25 protein-coding genes are annotated in these 26,172 nt (G+C 66.8%); 14 read left to right on the forward strand and 11 right to left on the reverse strand.

Going from position 1 to position 26,172, the window contains the following annotated elements; genetic code table 11:
• Window positions 1-2: 2 nt before the first annotated feature.
• From ABLE94_RS21785 to ABLE94_RS21805, 5 genes are all read left to right on the forward strand, one after another.
• The gene (locus ABLE94_RS21785; RefSeq protein ID WP_348809827.1) at window positions 3-758 is read left to right on the forward strand and encodes a hypothetical protein; all 756 of its coding nucleotides are present in this window, start codon (window positions 3-5) and stop codon (window positions 756-758) included.
• Window positions 759-877: 119 nt separating this feature from the next.
• Window positions 878-2,023: an acyl-CoA dehydrogenase family protein gene (locus ABLE94_RS21790; protein ID WP_348809881.1), complete on the forward strand. Its 1,146-nt coding sequence runs from the start codon at window positions 878-880 to the stop codon at window positions 2,021-2,023.
• On the forward strand, window positions 2,020-3,045 hold the full coding sequence (locus tag ABLE94_RS21795; RefSeq protein ID WP_348809828.1) for an acyl-CoA dehydrogenase family protein: 1,026 nt from the start codon (window positions 2,020-2,022) through the stop codon (window positions 3,043-3,045). Before ABLE94_RS21790 ends, ABLE94_RS21795 begins: the two co-directional genes overlap by 4 nt.
• A gap of 74 nt (window positions 3,046-3,119) precedes the next feature.
• A complete protein-coding gene (locus tag ABLE94_RS21800; RefSeq protein WP_348809829.1) occupies window positions 3,120-3,896 on the forward strand; it encodes a crotonase/enoyl-CoA hydratase family protein in 777 nt (258 codons plus the stop codon).
• 147 nt (window positions 3,897-4,043) lie between these two features.
• Entirely contained in the window at window positions 4,044-5,570 is a 1,527-nt protein-coding gene (locus tag ABLE94_RS21805) for an acyl-CoA synthetase (RefSeq protein WP_348809830.1), read from the forward strand.
• A gap of 5 nt (window positions 5,571-5,575) precedes the next feature.
• Here ABLE94_RS21805 and ABLE94_RS21810 read toward each other — a convergent pair whose 3' ends face one another.
• On the reverse strand, window positions 5,576-6,022 hold the full coding sequence (locus tag ABLE94_RS21810) for a MarR family winged helix-turn-helix transcriptional regulator (protein WP_348809831.1): 447 nt from the start codon (window positions 6,020-6,022) through the stop codon (window positions 5,576-5,578).
• Between the two features lie 103 nt (window positions 6,023-6,125).
• Here ABLE94_RS21810 and ABLE94_RS21815 point away from each other — a divergent pair, with 103 nt between their 5' ends.
• Genes ABLE94_RS21815 through ABLE94_RS21825 form a run of 3 tightly spaced genes read left to right on the forward strand, consistent with a single transcriptional unit; the run spans window position 6,126 to window position 8,449 of the window.
• Complete coding sequence (locus ABLE94_RS21815; RefSeq protein WP_348809832.1) at window positions 6,126-7,043, forward strand: SDR family oxidoreductase; 918 nt, start codon at window positions 6,126-6,128, stop codon at window positions 7,041-7,043.
• A complete protein-coding gene (gene couO / locus ABLE94_RS21820) occupies window positions 7,040-7,936 on the forward strand; it encodes a 4-hydroxyphenyl-beta-ketoacyl-CoA hydrolase (RefSeq protein ID WP_348809833.1) in 897 nt (298 codons plus the stop codon). Before ABLE94_RS21815 ends, couO begins: the two co-directional genes overlap by 4 nt.
• Window positions 7,937-7,966: 30 nt before the next feature.
• Window positions 7,967-8,449, forward strand: coding sequence for a MaoC family dehydratase (locus tag ABLE94_RS21825; protein WP_348809834.1), 483 nt, complete (start codon window positions 7,967-7,969; stop codon window positions 8,447-8,449).
• Window positions 8,450-8,837: 388 nt separating this feature from the next.
• Here ABLE94_RS21825 and ABLE94_RS21830 read toward each other — a convergent pair whose 3' ends face one another.
• The 4 genes from ABLE94_RS21830 to ABLE94_RS21845 form a co-directional block, all read right to left on the reverse strand.
• Window positions 8,838-9,140, reverse strand: a complete 303-nt coding sequence (locus ABLE94_RS21830) for a GIY-YIG nuclease family protein (RefSeq protein ID WP_348806007.1) — start codon at window positions 9,138-9,140, stop codon at window positions 8,838-8,840.
• Between the two features lie 311 nt (window positions 9,141-9,451).
• The gene (locus tag ABLE94_RS21835) at window positions 9,452-10,183 is read right to left on the reverse strand and encodes an ABC transporter ATP-binding protein (RefSeq protein ID WP_348809835.1); all 732 of its coding nucleotides are present in this window, start codon (window positions 10,181-10,183) and stop codon (window positions 9,452-9,454) included.
• Complete coding sequence (locus tag ABLE94_RS21840) at window positions 10,180-11,181, reverse strand: ABC transporter substrate-binding protein (protein ID WP_348809836.1); 1,002 nt, start codon at window positions 11,179-11,181, stop codon at window positions 10,180-10,182. The genes ABLE94_RS21835 and ABLE94_RS21840 overlap by 4 nt, the downstream gene beginning before the upstream one ends.
• A gap of 56 nt (window positions 11,182-11,237) precedes the next feature.
• Window positions 11,238-12,317, reverse strand: a complete 1,080-nt coding sequence (locus ABLE94_RS21845) for a FecCD family ABC transporter permease (RefSeq protein ID WP_348809837.1) — start codon at window positions 12,315-12,317, stop codon at window positions 11,238-11,240.
• A gap of 37 nt (window positions 12,318-12,354) precedes the next feature.
• On the opposite strand from ABLE94_RS21845, the gene ABLE94_RS21850 reads away from it, so the two are divergent.
• Complete coding sequence (locus tag ABLE94_RS21850) at window positions 12,355-14,115, forward strand: ABC transporter ATP-binding protein/permease (RefSeq protein WP_348809838.1); 1,761 nt, start codon at window positions 12,355-12,357, stop codon at window positions 14,113-14,115.
• Complete coding sequence (locus ABLE94_RS21855) at window positions 14,108-14,512, forward strand: hypothetical protein (protein WP_348809839.1); 405 nt, start codon at window positions 14,108-14,110, stop codon at window positions 14,510-14,512. The genes ABLE94_RS21850 and ABLE94_RS21855 overlap by 8 nt, the downstream gene beginning before the upstream one ends.
• Here the strand turns inward: ABLE94_RS21855 and ABLE94_RS21860 are convergent.
• Window positions 14,509-15,944 (reverse strand): IS3 family transposase gene (locus ABLE94_RS21860; protein ID WP_348809840.1). Its coding sequence is split into 2 segments (ribosomal slippage): window positions 14,509-15,581 and window positions 15,581-15,944, totalling 1,437 coding nucleotides; the frame shifts between segments, so codons are not numbered across the junction. The genes ABLE94_RS21855 and ABLE94_RS21860 overlap by 4 nt on opposite strands.
• A gap of 192 nt (window positions 15,945-16,136) precedes the next feature.
• Between ABLE94_RS21860 and ABLE94_RS21865 the strand changes: the two genes are divergently transcribed.
• The 4 genes from ABLE94_RS21865 (at window position 16,137) to ABLE94_RS21880 (ending at window position 21,275) form a co-directional block, all read left to right on the forward strand.
• Window positions 16,137-17,516, forward strand: coding sequence for an amino acid ABC transporter ATP-binding/permease protein (locus ABLE94_RS21865; RefSeq protein ID WP_348809841.1), 1,380 nt, complete (start codon window positions 16,137-16,139; stop codon window positions 17,514-17,516).
• 273 nt (window positions 17,517-17,789) lie between these two features.
• Entirely contained in the window at window positions 17,790-18,740 is a 951-nt protein-coding gene (locus tag ABLE94_RS21870; protein ID WP_348809842.1) for a hypothetical protein, read from the forward strand.
• Complete coding sequence (locus ABLE94_RS21875; protein ID WP_348809843.1) at window positions 18,737-20,041, forward strand: YcaO-like family protein; 1,305 nt, start codon at window positions 18,737-18,739, stop codon at window positions 20,039-20,041. Before ABLE94_RS21870 ends, ABLE94_RS21875 begins: the two co-directional genes overlap by 4 nt.
• Entirely contained in the window at window positions 20,034-21,275 is a 1,242-nt protein-coding gene (locus ABLE94_RS21880; RefSeq protein ID WP_348809844.1) for a hypothetical protein, read from the forward strand. Before ABLE94_RS21875 ends, ABLE94_RS21880 begins: the two co-directional genes overlap by 8 nt.
• A gap of 185 nt (window positions 21,276-21,460) precedes the next feature.
• Here the strand turns inward: ABLE94_RS21880 and ABLE94_RS21885 are convergent, their stop codons facing one another.
• From ABLE94_RS21885 to ABLE94_RS21905, 5 genes are read right to left on the reverse strand one after another with little or no spacing between them, the layout of a single operon-like run.
• Window positions 21,461-21,877 (reverse strand): tautomerase family protein, encoded by a 417-nt coding sequence (locus ABLE94_RS21885; protein WP_348809845.1) that lies wholly within the window; start codon window positions 21,875-21,877, stop codon window positions 21,461-21,463.
• Between the two features lie 12 nt (window positions 21,878-21,889).
• The gene (locus ABLE94_RS21890; RefSeq protein ID WP_348809846.1) at window positions 21,890-22,651 is read right to left on the reverse strand and encodes an SDR family NAD(P)-dependent oxidoreductase; all 762 of its coding nucleotides are present in this window, start codon (window positions 22,649-22,651) and stop codon (window positions 21,890-21,892) included.
• Between the two features lie 12 nt (window positions 22,652-22,663).
• Complete coding sequence (locus ABLE94_RS21895; protein ID WP_348809847.1) at window positions 22,664-24,133, reverse strand: aldehyde dehydrogenase; 1,470 nt, start codon at window positions 24,131-24,133, stop codon at window positions 22,664-22,666.
• On the reverse strand, window positions 24,130-25,179 hold the full coding sequence (dmpG, locus tag ABLE94_RS21900; protein WP_348809848.1) for a 4-hydroxy-2-oxovalerate aldolase: 1,050 nt from the start codon (window positions 25,177-25,179) through the stop codon (window positions 24,130-24,132). Before dmpG ends, ABLE94_RS21895 begins: the two co-directional genes overlap by 4 nt.
• Window positions 25,176-26,054 (reverse strand): acetaldehyde dehydrogenase (acetylating), encoded by an 879-nt coding sequence (locus ABLE94_RS21905; RefSeq protein ID WP_348806032.1) that lies wholly within the window; start codon window positions 26,052-26,054, stop codon window positions 25,176-25,178. The genes dmpG and ABLE94_RS21905 overlap by 4 nt, the downstream gene beginning before the upstream one ends.
• Window positions 26,055-26,172: the final 118 nt, after the last annotated feature.

The following is a 26,172-nucleotide window of genomic DNA, read 5'->3' on the forward strand; positions in this document are numbered from 1 at the left end:
ACATGCGACTGGTCATGGGAATTGCACTGCACGACGATCACCTCGTCGTCGCCGCCGGCACTGCCGCGGACATCGCAGGGGCGAACCCCCGGCCGCCGCACCTGACCACCCGCCCCGCGCAACTGTGGTGGCCCGCGGGCGCGACACCGCGACTGCCGCGGACGACGGACCATCCAGGCGATCTCTTCGGCCACTATCTCGATCGCCTCACCGAGGTCACACCGATCCGTACCGCCGCCCGGCAGAACCGCCCGGCCCATCAACTGGTGGTCGCCACCGTGGCCCTGACGATCGAGCAGGCCGAACGCGCCGGTGGCGGGCATGTGGGTGCGGTGACGATCGCCCATCCCGCATCCTGGTCGCCCGAACAGATCGGTACGTTGCGTCGGGCGGTCGGGATCAGCCGGTTGTCGCGAACCCGCAGCATCACCGTCGTCTCCGAACGCCTGGCCATCTCGCGGTGCATCCGCTGGTCGGGGCATATGGGCATCACGGGTTCGGTGGCCGACCACCCCGTCTTCGTGAGCGCGTGGGGTGCGGCGATGCTGGCCGCCACCACCGTCTGCCGATTGCCGGCACCACGCCCGTCGGCGGCGAGAACCTTGCCACGCGCCCCGCATCGCACCGGACGCACCACCACTCACCCGATTCCCCGCACCCTCGCGAGCGCGACGTCCTCGCGCGCGGCGGTGTCGGCGACAGCACCACGACCGCATGTGGGCACCCGGGATCGCTGGAAGTCCCAGTGCCAACACTGATCTGCGGCTCGGCCTGACGTGCCGCTCGGCGCCGATCTGCAACTCGGCGACGTCACACCGACATCGGTGTTGGCGGGATCGCTGTAGCGTCCGGTCCAGGTATGACAGAGTGGATCGCGATGGCCACCCCACGACTCGTTCCGCCGATCACCGCCGACTCCGCGGACCTGACGTCATTGCGCTCGGAGGTGCGGGAGTTCCTCTCGCACAACCGAACCGGTGATGCTCCCACGAGTGTGGACAGTTGGCTCACCGGCTGGGATGAGGATTTCACCCGGCGCCTGGCCGAACGCGGATGGCTCGGGATGACGGTGCCCGTCTCCTACGGCGGTCACGGGCGTGGACATCTCGAACGCTTTGTCGTGACCGAGGAGTTACTGGCCGCGGGTGCACCGGTCGCCGCGCACTGGATCGCTGATCGACAGATCGTGCCGTCGTTGCTCAAGTACGGTACCGAGGACCAGAAGCGACACTTCCTGCCACGCATCGCGGCCGGACAGTGCTTCTTCGGGATCGGGATGAGTGAACCGGATTCCGGATCGGACCTCGCGAGTGTCCGGACATCGGCGACCCGAGTCGACGGCGGATGGTCGGTGACCGGGACCAAGGTCTGGACGTCGGGAGCGCACCGTGCCGATGCGTTCATCTGCCTGGCCCGCACCGCACCTGTCGACCCGGCCGACCGGCATGCGGGCCTGTCGCAGTTCATCGTCGATCTGCGCGCCGACGGCGTCGAGATCCGCCCCATCCGGTCGATGACCGGCGCGCACCACTTCAACGAGGTCCACCTCGACTCCGTGATCATTCCCGACGCGATGGTGTTCGGGACGATCGGCGCGGGCTGGACACAGGTGACCTCCGAGTTGGCCTTCGAACGCAGTGGCCCCGAACGATTCCTGTCGACGTTCCCACTCCTGTCCGAATGCACCGACGCCATGGGCACCGGCGAGTTACCCGCCGACGCCGAGGTCGGTCGGTACGTCGCGCGAGTGACCGCGCTGCATCTGATGTCGAGTGCCGTGGCCGATGCACTCACTCGCGGTGAACCCGCCGACACCGCGGCTGCCGTGGTGAAGGTTCTCGGCACCACCACCGAGGGCGACATCGCCGACTTCGCCGATGTGTCGACCGGCGACGATGACCCGCCCGATCACCTCCACGCACTCATCGACGCGGCCGTTGCCCAGCGCCCGGGGTTCACGTTGCGCGGTGGCACCAACGAAATCCTGCGGGGCGTCATCGCACGCGGCCTGGGCCTGCGATGACCGCCCCGGGAACCGTCGACGCCGCCCTGGCCGAGATGATGTCGGCGGTGTTCGCCGACCACGCGCAGCGGCGCGGTGCCACCGCCGACGTGGGCTGGGACAGTGCGTTGTGGCGTCGACTCGATGAACTCGGTCTGGCACGGCTGACCGGGAGCGACGACTCCGGTGGCAGCGGCGCAGGCTGGGCCGAGGCCGCAGAACTGTTGAGAAGCGCAGCGCGGCATGCTGTTTCGGTACCGCTGGTTGAGCACGACCTGCTCGCCGGGTGGGTGTTGGAAACGGCCGGACTCGACGTCGGGGCGCACCGTCGGACAGCGTGCGTCGTCGACGCATGCGGCGTGGCCCACGGTGTCGGATGGGCAGGCGAGGCGCAACGCATCGTTGTCATCTGGCAGTCCGCCGACGGGCTGCGGGCGGCCGACATTCCCACCGAATCGGCACGGATCACCCCCGGCCGCAACGTCGCCGGCGAGCCCCGCGACACCGTGCAGGTCGACCTCGGCACCCTCTCCGGTGCCGTCGTCGACGACGGCCTGCTTCAGACGTTCCGGCTCCGCGGCGCGCTCGCCCGGTCGGTGCAGATCTGCGCCGCCACCGAACGCATCCTCGAGTTGTCCATCGACCACGTCTCGACGCGAAGCCAGTTCGGTCGTCCGCTGGCACGGTTTCAGGCCGTTGCGCACCTCGTCGCGGACATCGCGATCCAGGTATCGGCCGCGCGGGCGGCCACCGAGGCAGCGCTGAGGGTCGCGGCGGACGACGCCTGGACCGATCCCCGATCGGAGTTCCTTGTCGCCGTGTCCCGTTCGTGTGTGAGTCAGGCCGTCTCGGTGGTCGTCCGCAATGCGCATCAGGTGCACGGCGCCATCGGCACCACCGCAGAGCATCCGCTGCACAGGTACTCGTTACCCGCCATGGCCTGGCGGTCGGAGTTCGGTTCACCCCGCTTCTGGGATCGGGTGGTCACCGATCACGCCCTGCGAGCCGGCCGTGCGGGCCTGTGGCCCTTGATCACCGGCTGAGCCGGGAGCCCTTGCCGTGTGCATGTGATCGTCGTGTGCATGTGGTATTTCCACCGAGAGAAAGGCACCCAGTCATGGGACCCCAACTGAACATCGAGATCTCTGACGCGATCGCGACCTGGACGATCGACAAGCCCGAGGTGGGCAACGCGATCACCGACATCGAGTTCGTCGAGGCCTTCGAGTCGGCCGTGGACGCCGCCAACGCCGACCTGGACGTCCGCGCCATCATCCTGACCGGGGCGGGCAAGATTTTCTCCGCCGGCGGCAACGTGAAGGAGATGGCCGATCGGACCGGGATGTTCGGTGTGGACGAGCGTGAGCAGCGTCGCGCCTACGTCGCCGGTATCCAACGCCTGCCGCGAGCGTTGGCACGCCTGGAAGTGCCGATCATCGCCGCCGTCAACGGGGCTGCGGTCGGCGCCGGATGCGACCTGGCGATGATGTGCGACATCCGGATAGCGTCCGAACGCGCCTCCTTCGCCGAGAGTTTCGTGCAGGTCGGCCTCATCCCCGGCGACGGTGGCACCTGGTTCCTGCCGCGGGCGATCGGCTACGAGCGTGCCGCCGAGATGACCTTCACCGGCGATCGGGTCGACGCCGCGACGGCCGCCGACTGGGGCATGGTCAGTCGGGTCGTGGGCCACGACGCGCTGCTCGAGGAGGCGCGCGCCCTCGCCGCCCGCATCACCAAGAATCCGCCCGAGGCCTTGCGGATGGCCAAGCGGCTGCTCCAGGAATCACGCACCAGCCCAATGGAATCCGTACTCGGCATGGCCGCGGCGATGCAGCCGCTGGCACATCTGTCGCCGGAGCACGCCGAGCGCGTCGCACGATGGAAGACCACCTGATCACGCTCGGAACGCCCTGATCGACACGCCCCGATGAGTCAGACAGTACCCTTCCACCGAGTAACCATTGACATTATCAATCATTGTCTTTTATGGTGATGTACGCAACACTCGGTCTTCGAGAGGGAAACGATGCACAACCAGGGCGTGGGCACATGGCCACAGCGGACGGCACGGCAGTCACCGGACAGCGTCGCCATCGTCTTCCGTGATCGGGAGACCAGCTACGCCGACCTCGACGAGCGGATCACCCGCCTCGCCCATGCGTTGGAAGACCTCGGGGTCCGACGAGGTGACCGTGTCGCACTGCTGTCGGCCAACCATCCGTCCTACCTCGAGGCGTTGTTCGCAACCGGGCTGCTCGGCGCGATCCTCGTACCCCTCAACGCGCGCCTGACGACTCCCGAGGTGTCCTACGCGCTCACCGACTCCGGCGTCCGCGTGCTCATCCACTCCGCCGCACTCGCCGACATCGCGATCCCCGCGTCGAGGGAGTCTGGAACCGACACCCGGATGGTGGTCGACGGCGAACCCGATGGCGGCGCGATCGGTTACGAGTCGGCGATCTCCGCTGCGAGTGTCGCGCGCATCGACCGTGCCGTCGCCCACGAGGATCCGTGCTTCATCATGTACACCTCGGGAACGACCGGGAAGCCCAAGGGTGTGGTCCTCACACATGGTTCGGTGACCTTCGCGGCGATGAACCCGATCATCGATCTCGATCTGCGCAACGACGAGGTCTCCCTGGTGGTCGCACCCCTCTTCCACACTGCCGCACTGAATTTCATCTCCCTGCCGACAGTCCTCAAGGGTGGCACTGTGGTGATCGAGGAGGGATTCGAACCCGGTCGGGTGCTGCGGGTGATCGCCGAACGCAAGGTCACCTATGGCTTCGGCGTGCCGACCATGCTCGATGCGATGAGCGCACATCCGGGCTTCGCCGCCGCCGAGTTGGGCTCCATCCGTCGCTGGATCGTGGCCGCCGCACCCGTGCCGCCACGCACCCTGAACACCTACACCGCACGGGGCGTCGCCCTGTGCCAGGCGTACGGACTCACCGAGACAGGTCCGGGGGCACTCGTCCTGACGCCGTCGAACACCGCTCGCAAGCTCGGAAGTGCCGGGCTTCCACACTTTTTCACCGATGTGCGGGTCGTCGATGCGAACGGCGACGAGACCGCCGTCGACGAGCGCGGCGAGATCCAGATCCACGGCCCCAATGTGATGGCCGGCTACTGGAACCGCCCCGACGCGACGGCCGCGGCCTTCACCGAGGACGGGTGGTTCCGTTCCGGTGATGTCGGCATCCGCGACGACGAGGGATTCATCACGATCGTCGACCGACTCAAGGACATGATCATCTCGGGCGGGGAGAACATCTATCCGGCCGAGATCGAGGCAGTCATCCTGTCAATGCCCGGCGTCGCGGCCTGCGGGGTATTCGGGGTTCCGCACGAGAGGTGGGGCGAGGTCGGTTGTGCCGCAATCACCCTGGAGGACGGGTACACGCTCACCTATGAGCAGCTCGAGGCCTACCTGATCGAGCGACTGGCTCGCTACAAGATTCCCAAGTCGATGGTGCTGCTCGACGAGATCCCCCGCAACGCCACCGGGAAGATCCGCAAGGATCGCCTACGGGCCAGGTACGCCAGCCCGGATGTCGCGCATGCGTGAGCGCGTCAGCGACGGGCGACACTCTCGTCGAAGGTGATGCGACGCAGCACCATTCGGACCGTCTCGAGCGTGTCCGGGTGGACGTCGCCAAGGTGCTCGGCCACCACATCCGCACCGCGCTCACGCGCCTGCACACACAGCGCCACCCCGGCATCGGTGGCGACGATGAGCTTGTTGCGCCGGTCGGTCGGGTCGGTCGTGCGCTGTACCAGCTCGCGGCCCTCGAGTTCGTCGACGAGGGCCACGATCTGGCTCGGATCAAGCCCGACGTCGTTGGCCAGCCGTCGCTGGGCGATGCCCTCGGGCTGGTCGCAGACCGCGGCGAGAACGCTGTAGGCCCGCACCTTCAGGCCGAGCGGAGCGAGGACACGATTGGTCGCCTTGGTCAGTACCGCGTTCGCGCGGGCGACCAGAAACCCGAGGTCGTCGTCGAGTCGTCGTGGTGATGTCATCGGCCCTCCTCCTGGAGGCACCCTATCACCGCGCAATCATTGACTTTTTAAACGATTGACGCTTCAATTCAATTACTGGTTCCGACGCCTGAGGAGGCATCACATGGATCTCACCGGAAAAGTCGCCGTCGTCACCGGCAGCGGACAGGGACTCGGCCTCGCCTACGCCCGCGAACTCGCCCGACGCGGCGCCGCGGTCGTCGTCAACGACGTCTCCGCCGACACCGCCGCATCGGCTGTCTCCGCCATCACCGCCGACGGCGGACGCGCAGTCGCCGTGGTCGCGCCCGTCGGCGGCACCGAGACCGCCCGGCAGCTCGTGACGACCGCCGTGGAGCAGTTCGGCCGCCTCGACATCATGGTCACCAACGCCGGCATCCTGCGCGACAAGGTGCTGTGGAAGATGACCGACGACGACTTCGACGCGGTGATCAACGTGCACCTCAAGGGCACCTTCACGTGTGTCCGGGAGGCGGTGAACCGTTTCCGCGACCAGGGCGAGGGCGGTCGGGTCATCTGCATCGGCTCCCCCGCCGGGCAGCGCGGCAACTTCGGGCAGACCAACTACGCGGCCGCGAAGGCCGGCATCGTCGGCATGGTCCGCACCTGGGCGATGGAGCTGAAGAGGGCCGGGATCACCGCCAACGCCGTCTGTCCCGTCGCGGTGACCGCGATGACCAAGACCATCCCCGTGTTCAAGCCGTTCATCGACGAGGCCGAGGAGACCGGTTCGCTTCCCGACGTCATCCGTCGCGAGGTCGGCATGGGTACCCCCGAGGACGTCGCGGGTGTCATCGCCTTCCTCGCCTCCGATGCGGCGGCCGACATCACCGGTCAGGCCATCTCCATCGGCGGCGACCGGTTGGCTCTCTGGTCACATCCAGAGCTCACCGAAACGTCTTACCATGATGGCGGATTCAGCGCCGACGACGTCGCCGCGGTGTGGCCCGGCACCTTCGCGAATCATCTCGAGACCGTGGGCGAAGAGTTCCCCGCCGAGGTTCTGGCGGCCACGAAATGACCGGCACGCGTTACGAGTACGGGATCGACTTCGATGCGATCGATGCGATCGACATCCACACCCACGTCGAGATCGACGGCTGCGGTCACCATTCCGTCGACGACGAGTTGATGGCGGCGTCGGCGAAGTACTTCAAGTCCGGCGAGGAACGCACCCCCACCATCGAGACGATGGCGGCGCTCTACCGGGAACGCAACATCGCGGCGGTCGTCTTCACCGTCGACGCCACCTCCGCCAGTGGGCATGTGCCCAACAGTGTGGAGGAAATCGCGGAGAAGGCAGCACAATTCAACGACGTGCTCATCCCGTTCGGCTCCGTCGACCCATTGCAGGGCAAGGCCGCGATCAAACGAGTCCATCGGCTGGTCGACGAGTTCGGTGTGCGCGGCTTCAAGTTCCATCCGAGCATGCAGGGTTTCGAACCCAACGACCGGCAGTTCTATCCGCTGTACGAGGCGATCGTCGAAGCCGCTGTGCCGGCGTTGTTCCACACCGGTCAGACCGGCATCGGCGCGGGACTGCCCGGCGGACACGGCATCAAGCTGCGTTACTCGGATCCGATGTTGCTCGACGACGTCGCGGCCGACTTCCCCGACCTGACCATCGTGATGGCTCACCCTGCGGTGCCGTGGGTCGATCAGCAGATCTCGATCGCCACCCACAAGGCGAATGTGTACATCGATCTGTCCGGATGGTCACCGAAGTACTTCCCGACACAGTTGGTGCGCGCAGCCAATTCGATGCTGCGCCACAAGGTCCTGTTCGGTTCCGACTTCCCGGTGATCGGGGTCGACCGGTGGCGCAAGGACTTCGAGAACCTCGACATGAAGCCGGAGGTTCTGCCGCTGATCTTCAAGGAGAACGCGATGACCGTTCTCGGCATCAAGCACTGACACCTTCCCCCAGTCCCACAGGAGTATCCGATGACCACCGCAACACCCACCACCACCCACCTGGGCACCCTCGCCGAACTCGACGACCTCGTCGGCACCGTGATCGGCGTCAGCTCCTGGCTGCCCGTCGAGCAGGAACGCATCAACACCTTCGCCGACGCCACCGACGATCACCAGTGGATTCACATCGACCCCGAACGTGCCGCAGCCGAGAGCCCCTTCGGCGGCCCGATCGCCCACGGCTACCTCACTCTGTCGCTGTTCATCCCGATGTGGGCGGAGGTGCTCACCATCGACAGCGTCACCATGGCAGTCAACTACGGCCTCAACAAGGTTCGCTTCACCAATCCCGTCCCCGCCGGCGCTCGGGTGCGCCTGCAGGCCACCCTCAAGCAGGTCGATCACCTTCCCAAGGGCGGGGTGCAGATCACCGTCGACGGCATCATCGAACTGGAGAACAGCGACCGGCCCGCCGTCGTCCTCGAGGGTGTGTACCGGTACTTCGAGGGCTGAGGGCCGGCCCCACGCCGCCGGTCGAGCCGACCCCACGCCGCCGGTCGAGCCGACCCCACGCCGCCGGTCGAGCCGACCCCACGCCGCCGGTCGAGCCGGCCCCACGCCGCCGGTCGAGCCAGCCCCACACCGCCGGTCGAGCCAGCCCCACACCGCCGGTCGAGCCAGCCCCCCGCCGCCGGTCGAGCCGGGCGAAGCGCTAGCGGAGCCCGAGTCGAGACCCCGCAACACGGTGCTGGAACTGACTCCGCGTCCTGGCTGGTGCCGGACCTCAACCTGTCGGTCGAGCCGGCCCACGCCGCAGGTCGCGCTGGCCCCACACCGCCGGTCGAGCCGGGCGAAGCGCTAGCGGAGCCCGAGTCGAGACCCCGCAACACGAAGCTGGCACCTACTCGCCTTTCAACCGTCGAGCAGAACGACGGCGCGACAATCCCGGCAGCAAGTCGTAGCGGCCATCGATCAACGCCTTACGCTTCGCACGTGACCATTTCTGCACTCGCTTTTCCCAGCCGTAGGCCTCGGCGACGGTCTCGAACTCGGCAAGGTACACCAACCGCACCGGAAGGCGACGCCTCGTGTACTCCGCGCCCTTGCCCGAATTATGCTGGGCGAAGCGATGTTCGATGTTGCGCGTGCTGCCGACGTAGTAGCTGTCGTCCGAGCATTCGAGGATGTACATGTATCCCGGCATGCGTTGGATATTGCCGCATGGTCGGAGTCAGCGAGTTTCTCTATCCACAGGTGCAGTCCGCGATCGGTCGGGTGGAGGTTCCAGCTCCGCGTTACGAGGTCTCGACTCGGACTCAGCTTCGCTTCGCCCGGCTCGACCGACGGGCGGGGGCCCGGCTCGACCAACGGGCGGGGGCCCGGCTCGACCAACGGGATGAAGCCCGGCACCAGCCACAGAGTGGCAGAGGTACTTCGTGCCTGCTCACCGGCCGATCAACAACCGCACCCGGCCATCGACGTCGTCGCGCCGGGCGGCGACACCGTACACCCGCGTCACGCATTCGGCGGTGAGCACATCTCCCGGCCGTCGGCGACGACCTCACCCCGATCCATCATCACCACCCGATCGCAGTAGGCGGCAGCGAGATTCAGATCATGGAGGGCGAGCACGGCGGTGATCGACGAATCGGCAACACGCGCCAGGATCTCGTGTTGGTGGCGCAGGTCGAGATGATTGGTCGGCTCGTCCAGGATCACGATCCCGGCGCGCTGAGCGAATGCTCGTGCCAGCAGCACCCGGCGGCGTTCGCCGCCGGACATCTCGGTGAGGGGGCGGTGGAGCAGCCCGGTCAGTTTCCACGTGCGCGCCAGGTCCTCGGTCGCCACGTGGTCGGTGTCACGGTAGGGCCGCCAGTCCGGCATACCCACGGAACGGCCCAGCAGCAACACATCTCGAGCCGTGAAGGGCAGTTCCGTGTGCTCGTCCTGCCCGACGGAGGCGATGATCCGGGCGCGTTCGGAATCAGAGTGGTCACCGATGTCGCGACCCCGGATGCGGCACCGGCCGCGGGTGGGCTTCGCGATTCCCGCCAGCACACGCAGCACGCTGGTCTTGCCAGACCCGTTGGGGCCGACGAGGGCAACCGTCTCGCCCTCGTCGACCCGCACGCACACGTCGCGTACGGCCGCCTTTCCCCGATGTTCCACCACGACGCCGATCGCTTCCACCGCTGCGGCGCTGGACGCGGCGCTTCCACCGCCGGACCCGCCCGCCCGGGCAGTCACCGAGAACTGTCCTGCGAGCCGGTGTCCGCCACCACCTGTTCGAGACCGGCCACGGCCGAGGGCGACGGATTCGACGAGCTGGCCGGCACCATCACAATCCGTCCGGCGCGGACAGCGTCGAGTGCCCGAACACCGGGTTCGGCGAGAAACTTGGCACGAGCCTCGTCCTCGGTCTCGCCGTATCCGCCGTAGTTGAGCACAATCCACTGCGGCTGACGCTGAATGAGGCTCTCGGTGGAGATCTGCGCATAGGTGTCGGCCTGGTCCGCGTAGGCGTTGCTCAGTCCGGCCGTGGTGAGTACCGAATTCGGTAGCCCCGCACCGCCATAGGACGAGAGCGGGTCCTCGGACGAGAAGTAGTACACCCATGCGGCCGACTGTCCGATGGAGTCACGGCGGGCCGCTGCCACTCGGGCGTCGAGAGCATCGGCCGCCTGATCGGCGGTGGCGGAGGTACCGAAGACGGTGCCGACGCGCCGGACATCGGCGGTGATCGTGCCGAGATCCACGGCCGGCGCTGCATCCGTCTCGGCGTCGTGCCCGCACTCGCCCTGCACGGTCAGCACCGTGATCCCGGAGTCGCGGATCTTGGCCGGGTCGGCGTTGAACAGACCGTAGCCGTACACGGCGTCGGCTCCGGAGGTGAGGATGTTCTCGGTGGTCGGATCGGAGGGATCGACGATGAGCGATTCCGCCGGCGGTTGGGTGAGCGTGGTCGGCAGTGGGGCACCGAACTCTCCGGTACGAGCAACGATATGACCGGAGGCTCCAGCGGCATCGAGGATTTCCACCGCTGCGGTTCCGACGGTCAGGACATGCTCCAGAGCCTCGCTCACCGTGACGTCGGTGCCGCAGTCCTTCACCGTGACCGGGTATCCCTGAGCCGCCGAGGATGACGATTCGGACGGGTCCGCGGAACACGCGACGAGACCGGAGAACAAGAGCCCGACCCCGGCGGCAGCACACAGCCGGGCGACGGGCAGGGGCGAACGTGACACAACAACTTCCTTTTCTCTTGGGACAATGGGAAACTCGCCGCCGCTACGACCCACGATCATCGTGACTCGAAGCGTTGACGCCGGTGCAGCATGTACATCAGAAGCGGGGTACCGAGCAGTGCGGTGAGGATTCCCAGCGGTACTTCCCTGGGAGAGAGCACGGTTCGTGCGAGGGCGTCGGCGGCGACGAGAACGAGGGCGCCGATCAGCGCGCTCGTCGGGATCAGCACCCGATGCCCGGCACCCACCAACTGCCGTGCCAGATGCGGAACGACGAGTCCCACGAAGCCGATGGCCCCGCTGACCGCCACCGCCGCGGCGATGGCCAACGCGGACAGGATCGTCACCTGTAGTCGTAGGCGATATGCGTCGACCCCCAGACTGCGCGCGACGTCGTCGCCGAGACCGATGGCGTCGAGCCGCCGCGCCCACAGGATCATGATCGACAGTGCGACAACACTGCTACCGGCGAGAACCGGCAGCTCATCCCAGGACGACCGGCCCAGTGAACCCAGCATCCAGAACATCACCGCGCGGACGGCGTCACGGTTATCCGACAGCACCACAACCAGATTCGTCACCGCCGCCATGAAGTAGCCGACGGTGAGCCCGGCAAGAACCAACCGCGAGCCACTCAGGGCACGCCCGCCGCCGAGAAGCAGCACCACCATCACCAGCGATGCGATCGCCCCGAAGAAGGCACCGACGGTGGCGCTGACAACGCCCAGAGCAGCGCCGAGCCCGGTGGCGATGACCACCGCCGCTCCCAACGACGCACCCGAGGACACACCGAGGAGGTAGGGATCGGCGAGATCGTTACGGACGATTGCCTGCAGTGCGCATCCGGTTGCGGCGAGAACCGCACCGACGCACAGGCCGGTCAGGACACGCGGGAGTCGTAGCTCCCAGATGACCGTGTCCACGATGGATCGGCCACCGCCCGCCGCCGGCCCGGCGATCACCACGCCGACCACCTCACCGGGAGTGACGTAGAGCTGGCCGACCCCCACCATCAGCACCGCCACCACCGGGGTGGCCACGGCCAACACGGCGAGCACGACACCGGGACGACGCCGCCGCGGGATCGGGTCGAGCTCCCCGATGTTGACTGATGGGCGTCTGGCTCGTACGGTCACTCGGTAATGATAACCATGTGCATTACTGGGCGCTGACGTGGAGCACATTCGCCTCCTCAGGCTGTGGGATGATCGCCGCAGCAGACTGCTCTGCCTGGTGGTGATCGGCCTGTCGATATCCGCGACCTGGATGGCGCAGGCGCTGCTCACCTCGCAGATCTTCGCCGACGTGATCGGGTCGCGAGGATGGTCGGGCACCACCATGATCCCGGTCGCCATAGCCCTTGCCGCCGTGCTTGTTTCACGACCTCTGCTGGTGCTCGCCCGCCAGTTGGTCGCGCACTCGTCGATGAGTGCGATCAAGGCAGACATCCGCTCACGCGCGTTGCGCGCCTTCGTCCGACGCAGTGCACTCGACCCGGCAGGCGGGCGGAGTGGACGTGACCATGCCGTGGCGGTCGACGGCGTGGAGAACCTCGACGCCTACCTCTCCGGCTACGTCCCTCAGATCGGTGTGACGATCGTCGTGGTGCTCGCGGCCGGCATCACGATGGTCACCATCGATCCCGTCACCGGTCTGGTGGCGGTGTGCGTGACCATCGTTCTGCCGTTCCTTCCCCGGCTGTGGGACCGCGCTCTCGCCGCACGCGGTTCGGATCACTGGGACGCCTACCAAGAACTGCACGCCGAGTTCGTCGACTCGATGCAGGGAATGACCACCCTGGTGACCTTCGGTGCCGATCGGCGTCGTGAACAGCAGTTGGCGCAGGCATCGCGCACACTGCTGCAACGTACCCTGCGTCAGCTTCGGCTCTCCTTGGTCGAATCGGGTCTGTCCGGATTCGCGCTGGCCGCCATCCCGGCGGCCGTCCTGGTGGTGGTCGCACTCCGGCACGATCACCTGACCGCCTTCGACGTGTTCGCCTTGGTGCTGCTGTCGGTGGAACTGGTTCGTCCGTTCCGCGACCTCGCGTCGATGTGGCATGCGGGCTATCTGGGCACATTCTCGGGTCCACGGATCCTGGACCTGCTGGACGAGGAGGCCCGCCACCGTCGGGGCGCCGCAACTCCCCTGGACCTCGATGCCACCGGCGGCAATCCCGTTGTCGGAGAGGCTATTGGCGCCCCAGCACCGGACGAGGCCGATCCGCTGCGGCTGGTCGGCGTGACCGCGAGATATCCCCGGGCAGCCGAGCCGAGCATTGTCGATGCCTCCCTCATCGTGCGGCCCGGTCTCACCGCCATCGTCGGCGCCACCGGATCGGGCAAATCGACCTTGGCCGCCGTGATCTCCGGACTGTTGGTACCGGAGGCGGGTTCGGTTGCCCTGTGGGGCAATCAATGTACGCCCGATGAGCTCCTGGAACGAGTCAGCCTCGTCGCACAGGACTGCCTACTCTTCGCCGGGACCGTCGCCGAGAACATCGCGATGGGATTGCCGCCCGGCGCCGACCCCCGGCAGGTGATCGACGCCGCCCACATCGTCGGGATCGGTGATGCCGGAGGAGAATTCACACTGGACACGCCCGTCGGCGAGGACGGTGCACTGATCTCCGGAGGCCAACGTCAGCGAGTGGCGATCGCTCGCGGCCTGGCCCAGGGACGCCGACTGCTCATTCTCGACGAGGCCACCTCCGCCCTCGACCCGGCAAGCGAGCACGGGGTGCTCACCAATCTGCGTTCCCATCACCCGGGGCTCCCGATCCTCGCCATCACCCATCGTCTCGACGTGGCGCATCAGGCCGATCACCTGATCCAGGTGCGAGACGGACGAATCGTCGACGACCACGTCCACGATGCAGAAGCAGCTCACCAGGACTTGGCCGAGGCGTCACCGAACAGGCACCCGCATGACTGAACCGACCGCGGCAGCACCTCCCACCTCGGCGGTCCACGCTCGCAGCGACGCCGGTCCGGCCTCACGCGCGGCCGTGATCGCCCCCATCCTCGCCCTCTCGTCCCACCTGCGCGGTCAGTGGCGGTTGTTCATCGGCGTCGTGGCCGTTGTCTGGACCGTCCTGATTCTGGGCATCCTGTCCTCCGTTCTGTCGGTGGCGGCGGCGGCGGCGCTGGTCGCCGACACCGGAGCGGCGCCCATGCTGTTGATCGGGCTCATCGCCACGGTCATCGGTATCGGTCTCGCGTCGTGGACCGAGCAATGGTTCGCGCATGTGCTGGCCTACCGCGTCATCGACACCATTCGACTGCGCATCCACCCGGAACTTGTCAAGGGGTTTGAGTCCAGCGTGGGTTAGGCTGCTGCCGGTTTGGGTGGCTGGTGGTCGTCGTGTTCGGGTTTGTTGATCCACGCCGCGCCGGGCATGTCGAGGATCTTGGGTGCGGGGTCGGTGCGGCCGAATCGTTCGGGGTGAATCCGGCGGGCAGCGGCCAGAGTGCGTGAGCGTTGCGCGGCGACAGTGGGCGCGTGGCCGTAGTGCACATCGGCGGGTGTGTGCAGACCGATACCGCTGTGGTGGTGGTCGTGGTTGTACCAATCCTCAAACGCCGCTAGAAACTCTCGTGCGTGTTGGATCGACCCGAACCTGGCCGGGAACGCCGGCGCGTATTTCATTGTTTTGAACCAGGATTCGCTGTACGGATTGTCATTCGATACGTGCGGGCGGGAGTGAGATTTGGTGACGTTCAAATCCGCGAGCAACTCGGTCACTGTCTTCGAGGTCATCGACGTACCGCGATCGGCGTGCACCACGTGCGGGATGCCGTGCACCCCGAACACCTCACGCATCATCTCCACCGCCAGCGGCCCGGACTCGCGGGTGTGAACGTGTACCCCGACGATGTAGCGGGAGTAGATGTCGATCATCACGTACGCGTCGTAATAGACGCCCCGCTGCGGGCCGGCGAGTTTAGTGATGTCCCAGGTGTACACCTGCCGCGGTGCGGCGGCCACCAGCTCCGGGATCGCCGGTGAACGATGCGTGGCCAGCCGGCGCCGTTCTTTGACCTGCGTGTTCTCGCCCAGGATGCGATACATCGTGGAGATCGAACACAGATAGCGGCCCTCGGCCAGGAGCGTCGCATACACCTGGGTGGGGGTGGCATCAATGAACCGGTCACTGTTGAGCACCGCCAACACTTCTGCGCGTTCAGCAGTACCGAGCTTGTTCACCGGCTCCACTCGGCCACGACCGGCCACGGACTCATCGGCAGCAGACTCGGTGGTGCGGCGCCGCGCCATGGTGGCCCGCGACATGCCCGTCAACCGGGCCGCGCACCGCTGCGTGGTGCCGGCCGCGGTCAGCTCCTCGAACGCGTACATCAACGCTTGCCGTGGTTGGGATCGGAATCCGCGCTCTTGGAGATCTGCTCCAAGAGCGCGTGCGCTTTTCCCATGATGTCCAGTGCGGTCTGGGTGGTCTCCAATTTTGAGTTGGCCTGGGCGAGTTCTTTTTTCAACTTGGCGATCTCGGCCTGCTCGGCGGTCAACCCTGAGCGTGGCGTCCGTGACCGGGCCGCGTCATCGGCATCGAGGACGCCGGCATCACGCAGTCGGCGCCACTCACTGATAGACGAGGAGTACAAGCCTTCACGCCGCAAATACGCGCCGCCCTCGCCGGTCTCGCACGCCTTCTCATACGCTGCGAGGTAGCGCAGCTTGTCCTCGGCGGTGAAGTTACGGCGCCGCGACCCGTTTGCACGCGACGGTTGGTCATTGCTACCGCTCATCACCCCATTATCGGAGGTGGCCGTAATGGTTGACACAGACATCGATACTCATCCTGATCTCGCCCTGCCAAAACGAGGGTTGCTACGAAGCGTTGGTCTCAACTCACCCTGACAGACAGGGACCGCGCGCTCGCACGTTTGGCTCCCCTCGGCCTCGCCGGCCGCAAGTCCGGGGACACCGTCTCGGCTGCGATGACCGACGCCGAGAGTCTCGAATGGTTTTACGCCCACACCGCCGCACAGGTGGTCGCCGGTGCCATCGCCTCGGTCACGGTGTCGATCGGTGCGGTCATCTGGCTCGGTCCGGCCGGCCTTCTCCTTCCGCTCGCCCAGATCATCATCGTCGCCATCCCGATCACCCTGCTGCCCTGGGCTGTTCGTCAGGGCACGGTCCTGCGCACAGCGATCTCCACCATGTCCGCCGATGCCCTGTCGGCACGCACCGGCGCACGGGAGGCGGTCCTGCTGGGACGTCTGGACATCGTGGCCGCCCGGGCCGCCGACGGCACCCGCCGGATCCAGCGGGCACGACGGGCATTGGCCGTGCGCGGTGGCATCGAACAGGGATTGATCGAAGCATCCACCGTCGGGATTGTGCTGACGGCTCTCGGTCTGTCCGTTCAAGCGGTCAGCTCGGGGACATTGGCCCCCACCATGGTTCCGGTGATCGTGACCCTCGCCGCCGCCGGCGTCTCACCGGCCGTCGCCATCAGCGGCGCCGTCGGCAAACTCGGCGAGACCTCTGCCGCCGCCGCGCGAGTGGATGAACTCATCACCACCCCCGGAGTTCGTCCACAGACGAGTCCCGACGAACCCGAACCGGCCATCACCTCGGCCGAGGTGCGGTCGGACGCACTGACGGTTCGCTACCCCGGCACCACCGAACCCGCCGTGCGCGACCTCGATCTGGACGTCGACGACGGCGAACTGGTGGCCATCGTCGGAGCCAGTGGCGCAGGCAAATCCACCATCGCACTGGCGCTCACACGACTCATCGCCGAGGAATCCGGTCGATTCTCCATCGGCGATGTGGACGTGGCCCGGCTGTCGCCGGAACGGACCCGCGAGCACGTCGTCCTCGTGGGTCAGCACACCCACATCTTCCATGCGAGTGTGCGTGAGAATCTGCTGCTGCCCGCGGCCGACGACGTACGCATCTGGGAGGCCCTAACCAACGCCCGACTGGCGGAACGGATTCGACGGCTTCCGAGAGGACTCGACACCGTCCTCTCCGAGCGGGGTGCCGATCTCTCCGGTGGCGAGCGGCAGCGACTCGGCCTCGCACGTGGCCTGCTGAGATCCCCCGATGTGCTCATCCTCGACGAGCCGACCGCGGGGCTGGACCCGAACACCGAGGCCGAGTTCCTGTCCGCTCTCGCCGCCGCACGGCGCAACCGCACGACCATCGTCGTGACCCACCGCGCCTCTGTCATGGCGGCGTGCGATCGAGTCGCCGTACTCGCGGCCGGAACCATCGTCGCGACCGGTCGTCACGACGATCTCATCGTCAGCTCACCGCACTATCGCGAGCTGCACGGATCATCCGACGATGACGGTGCGACGCCCTCGTGAGTCGCACTCTCGTTGTCCCCCAACCGATTCATCACGCACACACTGAGAGGAGGTGAAACATGTCGGAGATCACGATCGTCGCTGTCGAAGAGGCGCGTGCCGAGGAGGCGGTGCTTGCACCGAACTCCAACCATCACGGCCACGTGGCAACCGCCTTCTCCTGGGAGTGATCCCGGGCCAGCGGTGACGCGGCCCCGGTAACCACCGGGGCCGCGTCCCTCCCCGTCGGTCGCCACACCTGTTGTCCTGCACGACACTTCCCTGGAGAACTCCATGTCCGCCGCCTCCGAGTCCATTACCTCCGAGTCCGTTACCGCCATCTCCACACCGGTTCCCCTCGTCACCGAGACACTCCGCCCGGTCGTCGGCGTGGAGATACGATCCCTCGACGACCGGTCATGCGTGATCAGCCGCGGCGAGGCGCACCACATCATCGGGCTGCCGGCCGCAACCGTGACGATGCTGATCGCCGCCTGGCAGGCCGGACGCGACGAGTTGGTGAGTGCGGACCTCACGCGCGCCGCGCATCCGCTGCGTGCGTTGATCGGAGATCGTTCCGTCGAAGGCGCGAGTACCGTGCGGTCGGTTGCGCCACAAGACATCCGGCGACGGGGTATCGATGCACTCATCAGCGGCGATGGTGAGGCCGTCGATGCGATGGTCACGCTCACTCATCCTGACGACCGCCTCATTCCCGTCGAATGGACCGGGGCGCGCGCTGTGGTGAATCAGGCGTTCACCACCAGATCACCTCTGGTGGTGGTTGTTCAGGGCTCACGAGAGTCGGATCTGATCGACATCGACCGGATGTGCCACGACATGCGGGTCACCTGGCTCCCGGTGGAGATCACCCGCGGACGCCTGTGGGTGGGTCCCGTGGTCACGCCGGGACTCGGCGCCTCGTATGAGGATGCGGCGGCGCGCCGACTCGCGGCAGCACGCGACCCACGGGTCCTCGTGTCCTGCGGACACCGGCCATCACCGGCGATCACGGTCCTCGTCCACGTTCGCTCACAACGCTTCTCGACGCCGCACTGGACATCATCGCCACCACATCACCGTCAGCAGCCCGCGCAGGGGCCGGTGATGTCGTCCACGAACTCTGGATCGACCCAACCGGAGACGTCGACCACCGCAGACACCCGGTACTCCCGATGCCGTCCCGGCGCACCACACACCGCCCCCATACCATCGACGACCTCGTCGACGACCGAACCGGTGTGATCGTAAGGGTCCGCACCGTCACCCACGACGCGAGCGTTCCGGCCGCCCTCGCCACCCGACAGGCCGACGTCGGCGACATCCGTGCAGTCACTCCGTGGGCCAACAACATCCTCTGTCAGGGTTCGGCTTTCGACGACCCACGCTCCGCTGAGTTGGCGGCGTTGGGAGAGTCGGCCGAACGATACTGCGGCAACATCCTCGATACCCTGCCGGTCACCTGGGGCTCCTATCACGAACTCGTACGCCGGGGTGTTCCGACGCTTGATCCGGCCGAACTCGTACTCTACAGCGATACCCAATATCGTTCTCCGGGTTTTCCTTTCGTCCCTCTGACCCGTGATCTGCGGATCCACTGGGTTCCCGGGCGGAGGCTCGGCGATCGCTCGGAGATCCTCGTTCCCGCGTCGCTGGTCTATGTCAATTGGTACTCGGCCGGGTTCGCGGCCGCCCCACCGACCAACTTCTGCGCCTTCGCCGGGATCGCGGCCGGACCCGATGAGGACTTCGCCGTCGCGAGTGCACTCGAGGAGATCATCGAGCGTCACGCCACCATGATCTGGTGGCTCAACGCCTTACCCCTGCCCGCTGTCGCCGGTGTCGAGTTACCCATACTTGCAGACGGACTGCGTCACCATGTGATCCGTCTCGACAACGAGTTCGGCGTACCCGTGGCGGCCTCGGTGGTGCACGACGATGCCCACTCGTTGGTCAACGTGGGCTTCTCGGCGCGACCGCGGTTCGGCGACGCCGCACTCAAAGCACTCACCGAGGCCTTCACCCTGCAGGAGGGATCACGCGATCTGTTGCGTGCCAACGGCCTGCACTGGAAGGTGATGGCCGACGGCGAGCTCAACGGCCGAGCCTTCAAACCGTGGCGAGCCGATCGCGCATACCTGGATGACTTCCGCCCCGACATGCACGACTGCGACGACCTCATGGTGCAGCAGCAGGTCTACCTGGATCCGCGGGCCGGTGAACGTATGGCGCATCTGCTGGAACCGGCCGCCCGGATCGCGATCTCCGACATCGCCGAACTGCCCTCCCGATCGGCATCGCAGTACGGTGACACGTTGCACGCCAACGGTATCGACCCGATCGTCGTCGACATCACCACCGACGACATCGGCAGTACCGGCATGCGGGTGGTTCGTGTGCTCGCCCCGGGCACGGTCGGGAATGCTCCTGCCGCCTTCCCGTTTCTCGGTCGGGCACGAGTCATGGACGTACCTGTTCAGCTCGGCTGGCGCGAGCGCCCGCTCGCCGAGACAGATCTCAACTACTTCCCCATGCCCCATGCCTGAGATGTTGCACGCCATCCGGATCCGCCATTCCGCCGATATCCCTGAGGCATTCCGGCACCACCAGATATCGCTGCCCCGCCATGATGGTGTCGACGCGCAGGCCGTGGTGGTCGATCTCGATGAGTCCGATGACGCGGATCGTCTTCGCCTCGCGGCGGTGCGTCATTGGTGGTCGGCCGACCATTCCCGGCTGCCTCGCCGGGTCGGACGGATGACCGAGTTGTCCGAGGAACATTCGCCCGCGCTGAACGTCGCCGATCTGGGATTGATCGATCCGGCGCTGGTCGCCGAACCGGGCTGCCCCGTCACCACACCGGGAGCCGACGTCCGACGAACCTGGGTGGCGGCGACCCGATATCGCGTTACCGAGAGTGACCGGCCACCGCAGAAGCGCTGTGGATGGGTGCCGTACACCCTCGCGTTTGCTCGGGGATGGGATACCAAACCTGCTGAGCCCGAGGATCATCCACCCTTCCTATCCGGGCTGGGTGCCGGCCTCACCCACGCTGCCGCGGTAGACGATGCGTGGGCCGCGCTCGCCGTCGAGGATGCCTTGTGGCGGTGGTGGGCCGCCGAACAGCCCGAGGTGATCGAGACGGCGTCCGCGATGCATCCCGAGGTGAGTGATCTTCTGGGCCCGGCGCCAGGGCCGGTGACCCTGCAGGTGCTGCCCGCCCGCCTCGGCGGCGTGGTGACCCTGGCCGCGGTCGACGATGGCGAGATCATCGCGTTGGGCGGTGGATACGGAAACGATGCTCGGGCACAACGCTCCGCGATCGCGCGAGCGTTCTGGCAGCTCGTCGTCGCCCGTTCGTTGAGCGACGCGGGGAGCGCAATGTATCGCGCCGGTACCTCGGGGCTGCCGGCACATCGGACCGACCGAGGATATCTCGCAGCCTCCGGTCCCCGACACCGGACTTTGCTCGATCCCATTGCGCACGTTCAACTTCTCATCGATCCGGTGGTGCGCAACCTCATCCGAGATCGCCTGGATGCTCCGGCACGCCTTGACGATCGGAAAACGGCCACGGACTCCGGCGGGCGCGTCGCCGCCTTGTCGACACCACCGCACGACGTCGCGTGGCGGATCGACCTGTCACCGCCGGACAATCCGTCCGGCGTGTGCGTCCGACCCCTCGTACCCGGCACAGCGACGATTCCGCTCGGCGCTTTCCCGCCCGATGCGGTCGTGACCGCGACACCCTCGGGAGTGACGCCGTACCCCGGGTGGTGATATTCGCAGTGGCCATCACCGATCACACGGTGAACACGCGACCTGCGTTGCAGACCCAACTGTCTGCTGACCGGATCGGATGCACAGTCGACGCTGAGTGGCGCACGCTCGAAAGGAAAGGGCGCACACTCGACGCAGAGTGGCGCCCACTCGACGTGAAACAGCGCCCACTCGACGCACGAGGGTCAGGGAGTGCCTGCGCGGGCCGCGATCTCCGATGCACGCGCACCCAACGCCGGACGGCCCGCGATCCCCCAGTTGTCCGGATCGACCTCGATGATCTGTCCGCGTACGCCGGCGCGGTCGACGTCGAGGACGTCCACGATGAGGTCGGTGAATGCAGCGAGCAATTGCTGACGTTGCTTCACAGATCGTCCGGCCAGCACGATTGCGGTGAAATACGGCGCAACCACACCGCTCTCGGCGACGAGCTCCCCGGCCACCGTGAGGTGAGCGGGGTCATAGTGCACCAGAAAGGTCCGCACCCGCTCAATCGGCGAGTCGAGGACCCGCGAGTACACGACCGCAGCCTCGGTCAGCAGCCGGCGCTCCTGATCGGGTGTCGCCGCTCCGGAGGGAAGATGAAAGTGGGCTACCGGCATGGTCTTTCCCCTCTAGAGAAGTCCGTGGCGCACGCCGCCGTCGGCGGTGAGGACGGCGCCGTGCAGGACGTCGGCCTCCGGTGCCAGGAGCATCTCCACCACCCAGGCGATCTCGTCGAGGGTGGGTAGGCGGCCCAGCGTGGTCTTGGCGCGGTAGCGCGCCCAGATCTCCTCGACCGCCTGCCCGGTCTGCTGCGACTCGGTCTCGATGATCGCCCGCAACCGGGGCGTGTCGACGGGCCCTGGCGCGACGGTGTGCGTGGTGATTCCCTTCGGCCCGTAAAGCGCACTGATCTGCCGCATCAGGTTCAGCAGTGCGGCATTCGCGGTGCCCGGCCCGGCATCGAGCGGCCCGGGTTCGATGCCGAGCGATCCGGCGATCGCCACGAACCGGGATCCCGGCACGAAGTGATCCCGCACCGCGTGCAGCAGCCGCACCGGCCCGGCCACCTTGACGTTGGCGGCGGTGGCCAACGCCGACGGCGTGATGGTGTCCACCGAACCCTTGACCGGCAGACCGGCCGCGAAGATCGCCATCCGGACGGGCGCGTCGAGCGCTGCCCGAATGTCCTCGACCGCAGCGTCATCGGCGATATCCGTGCGGCATGGCACGATCAGCGAGCTCGTCGTCGCGAGTTTGTCGAGCTGCTCCTGCGAACGGGCCACGGCCACCACCCGATGGCCGCGCCCGACGAGTCGCTCGACGATGACCGACCCCATCGCGCCCGTGGCGCCGACCACCACACAGGCCTCTGCCGCGTCGAGCTCAGACATGTTGTACCGCACTCACTTCCGTAGCCGGATGGTCACCGCGCGGGGCTCGGTGAAGAACTCGCGTGAGTACTGACCGCCTTCGCGGCCGAGTCCGCTGATGCCCTCCCCGCCGAACGGCAGGCGCAGATCCCTCTCGAAGAAGGTGTTGATCCAGACCGTCCCGGCCTTCCATCGCGCCGCCATCCGATGGGCACGATCGAGGTTCTGCGTGAACAGCATTCCGGCCAGGCCGTACGGGGAGTCGTTGGCGATCCGCAGCGCCTCGTCCTCTGTGTCGAAGCCGATCACCGTCTCCACCGGGCCGAAGATCTCCTCGCGAGCGGTGCGGGACTCGTTGGTGAGCCCGGTGATCACCGTCGGCGCGTAATAGAACCCCTTGGCATGCGCGACACCGGTGAGCCGCTCGCCTCCCGTGATGACCTTCCCGCCCTCCTCCTGAGCGAGTTCGACGTACCCGGCGACCTTGTCGAGGTGACGTTGTTCGATCAGCGGGCCCATGAACGTACCGGAATCCTTGGGATCGCCGACGGTGAGCTTGGCGGCCTCTTCGGCGAAACGCTCGATGAAGGCTTCGCGGATCGAGTTCTGCACCAGTAGTCGTGAACCCGACAGGCACACCTGACCGTTGCCCCCGAAGATCGCACGAATCGACATCGGCACCGCCACATCGAGATCGGCGTCGTCGAAGACGATGTTGGCCGACTTGCCACCCATCTCCGCCGACACCGGCGTGTGATTGAGCGCTGCCGCCTGCAGGATGTGGACGCCGGTGGCGCTCGACCCGGTGAAGGTGATGCGATCCACCCGCGGGTCCGACGTCAGCGGTCCGGCAACGGCCTCGCCGCCGAAACCGTGCACGACATTGAGCACGCCCGCCGGCAGGCCCGCCTCCAGTGCGATCTCGGCGAACCGGTTGGCGGTCAACGGGGTTTGTGGTGCCGGTTTGAGCACCACGGTGTTCCCGAAGGCCAGCGCCGGTGCGATCTTCCAGGTGGCCAGCATCAGCGGCGCATTCCACGGGCTGATCGCCGAGACGACTCCGGCCGGCGGGTAGAGCACGTAGGACAGCAGGTCGCCGTCGGGGTAGGCCTCGTTGGCGGCCATCGACACGTAGTCGGCGAAGAACCGCAGATTGTGGGCGACCCGCGGGATCTCCGCGTGGAGCGACTGCGAGATCGTCTTGCCTCCGTCGCGGGTTTCCAGCTGCGCCAGTTCTTCTCGATGCTCGTCGACGGCGTCGGCGACGGCGCGCAGGATGGTGGCGCGTTCCTTGGGTGACATCTGCGGCCACGGTCCGGTGTCGAAGGCGGTGCGAGCCGCGGTGATGGCGGCTGCGCCGTCGTCGGCGGTTCCGCGGGCCACATTCGCCAGCAGTGTGCCGTCGTGCGGATCTCGGGATTCGAAAGTTGTTCCGTCCGAGGCACCATGCCATTCGTCACCGATCAGGTGACGGATCTCGACGGGTGTTGATGTGGTGGTCATACCGCCGCCACCTCCGGGGTCTCGTAGGTGCGGCCGGCCAGTTCGGAGGCCACGTCGATGATCATGTCCTCCTGGCCGCCGATCACACCCCGGCGGCCGAGTTCGAGCAGGATGTCGCGGGTACTGACACCGAACTTCTTGGCGGCGCGTTTGGTCGGGTGGAAGAAGGTCGAGTACACACCGGCGTAGCCGAGGACCAACGCCGTCTCGTCGACGATCTGCGGTTCCTTCATCAGTGGCGCGACCACGTGCTCGGCGGTGTCGATGAGCGGGAAGAGATCCACTCCGGTGTCCCATCCGGCGCGTTCGAAGGCGGCCGCGAGAACCTCGGTCTGGGCGTTGCCGGCGCTCGCGCCGAGACCGCGCAGCGAACCGTCGATGAAGGTGGCGCCGTTCTCGGCTGCGGTGAGCGCGTTGGCAATTCCGACGCCGAGGTTATTGTGGGCGTGGAATCCGATGTCGGCGGAGATTGCCGACCGTAGTGCGGCGACCCGTTCGCCCGCCTGCTGCGGCACCATCGCACCGGCGGAGTCGACGACGTAGACGACGTCGGCGCCGTAGGAGTCCAGCTTGGCCGCCTGTTCGGCGAGTGGCTCGGCCTCGAGTTTGTGGCTCATCATGAGGAAGCACATGACTCTGAGGCCCTTGTCTTTTGCCCACTCGACCGGTTGCTGACCACAGTCGGCCTCGGTGCAGTGCACGGCCACCCGGACGGTGGAGATGCCCGCGCCGATGGCGCCCTGCAGTTCGTTGAGGGTGGCGATTCCGGGGACGTACAGCGCGGCGATGTCGGCGTTCTCGACGGTATCCACGGCGGCGCGGACGTATTCGGGATCGGTGGCGGCGGCGAAGCCGTATTGGATCGACGAGGCACCCAGCCCGATGCCGTGGGCGACCTCGATGGTCGGCACTCCGGCGCGGTCGAGTCCGGCGGCGATCGCCGCGACGTTCTCGGTCGTGAATTGGTGTGACACGCTGGACATTCCGTCCCGAAGCGTGGTGTCGACGAGGGTGATCTCGCGGTTCGTGGTCGGCTGGTCGGTCATCGTGTTGCTCCTGCGACGAGGTTCTGCTGGGCCATCACGTCGGCGACGCGTACGGCGGCGGCGGTGATGATGTCGAGGTTGCCCGCGTAGGTGGGCAGGAAGTCGCCTGCGCCAACGACTTCGAGCATCACCGTGACGAGATCGCCTTCGACGTCGACGAGTTTGAGGGTGTACCCCGGCACGTACTCCTGCACTCGGGTCACCATGTCGATGACGGCACGTTCGATGGCCGTCGCGTCGGGGTTGCGCACCTTCGCGTAGACGGTGTCCCGCATGTTCATCGGCGGTTCGGCCGGATTGATGACGGAGATGGCCTTGGCCTTGTCGGCCCCGGCGACCTGCGCGAGGGCACGTCCGGTCTTCTCGCTGAACTCGCTGAGATTCTGCCGCGTTCCGGGGCCGGCGCTCGCCGACGCGATGGCGGCGACGATCTCGCCGTAGGCGGCGTCGGCAACCTCGTTGATGGCGTACAGGATCGGGATGGTGGCCTGTCCGGCGCAACTGACCATGTTCACATTGGGGGCGCTGAGGTGTTCGTCGAGATTGACGGCCGGAACCACATACGGACCCACCGACGCCGGCGTGAGGTCGATGGCGGTGATACCGGCGTTCGCATACCGCGGGGCTGCCGCGGCGTGGATCTTCGCCGAGGTCGCCTCGAAGACAAGATCGGGCAGATCCGATTGCGCCAGAAGCCAATCCACTCCCCCGGCGGAGATCGTGAGACCTTTCTGATCGGCGCGGCGCAATCCCTCGCTGTCCGGATCGATCCCGATCATGTACACCGGATCGACGTGCTCGGACCGGAGCAGTTTGTACATCAGGTCCGTCCCGATGTTGCCCGACCCGACTATCGCGGCGGTCAACCGACTCATCGTGTTCTCCCTTGTTCGCTGACGCATTGGCACCGACGGTAGGCAGTTGGTCCCTGCTCGTGAGCCCGGTCACGGGGTACCCGGACAGACGAGCCCGTCCCGGCGACGTTGTTCGGCA

This window comes from Gordonia sp. VNK1, assembly GCF_040049135.1.
GTDB lineage: Bacteria > Actinomycetota > Actinomycetes > Mycobacteriales > Mycobacteriaceae > Gordonia > Gordonia oleivorans.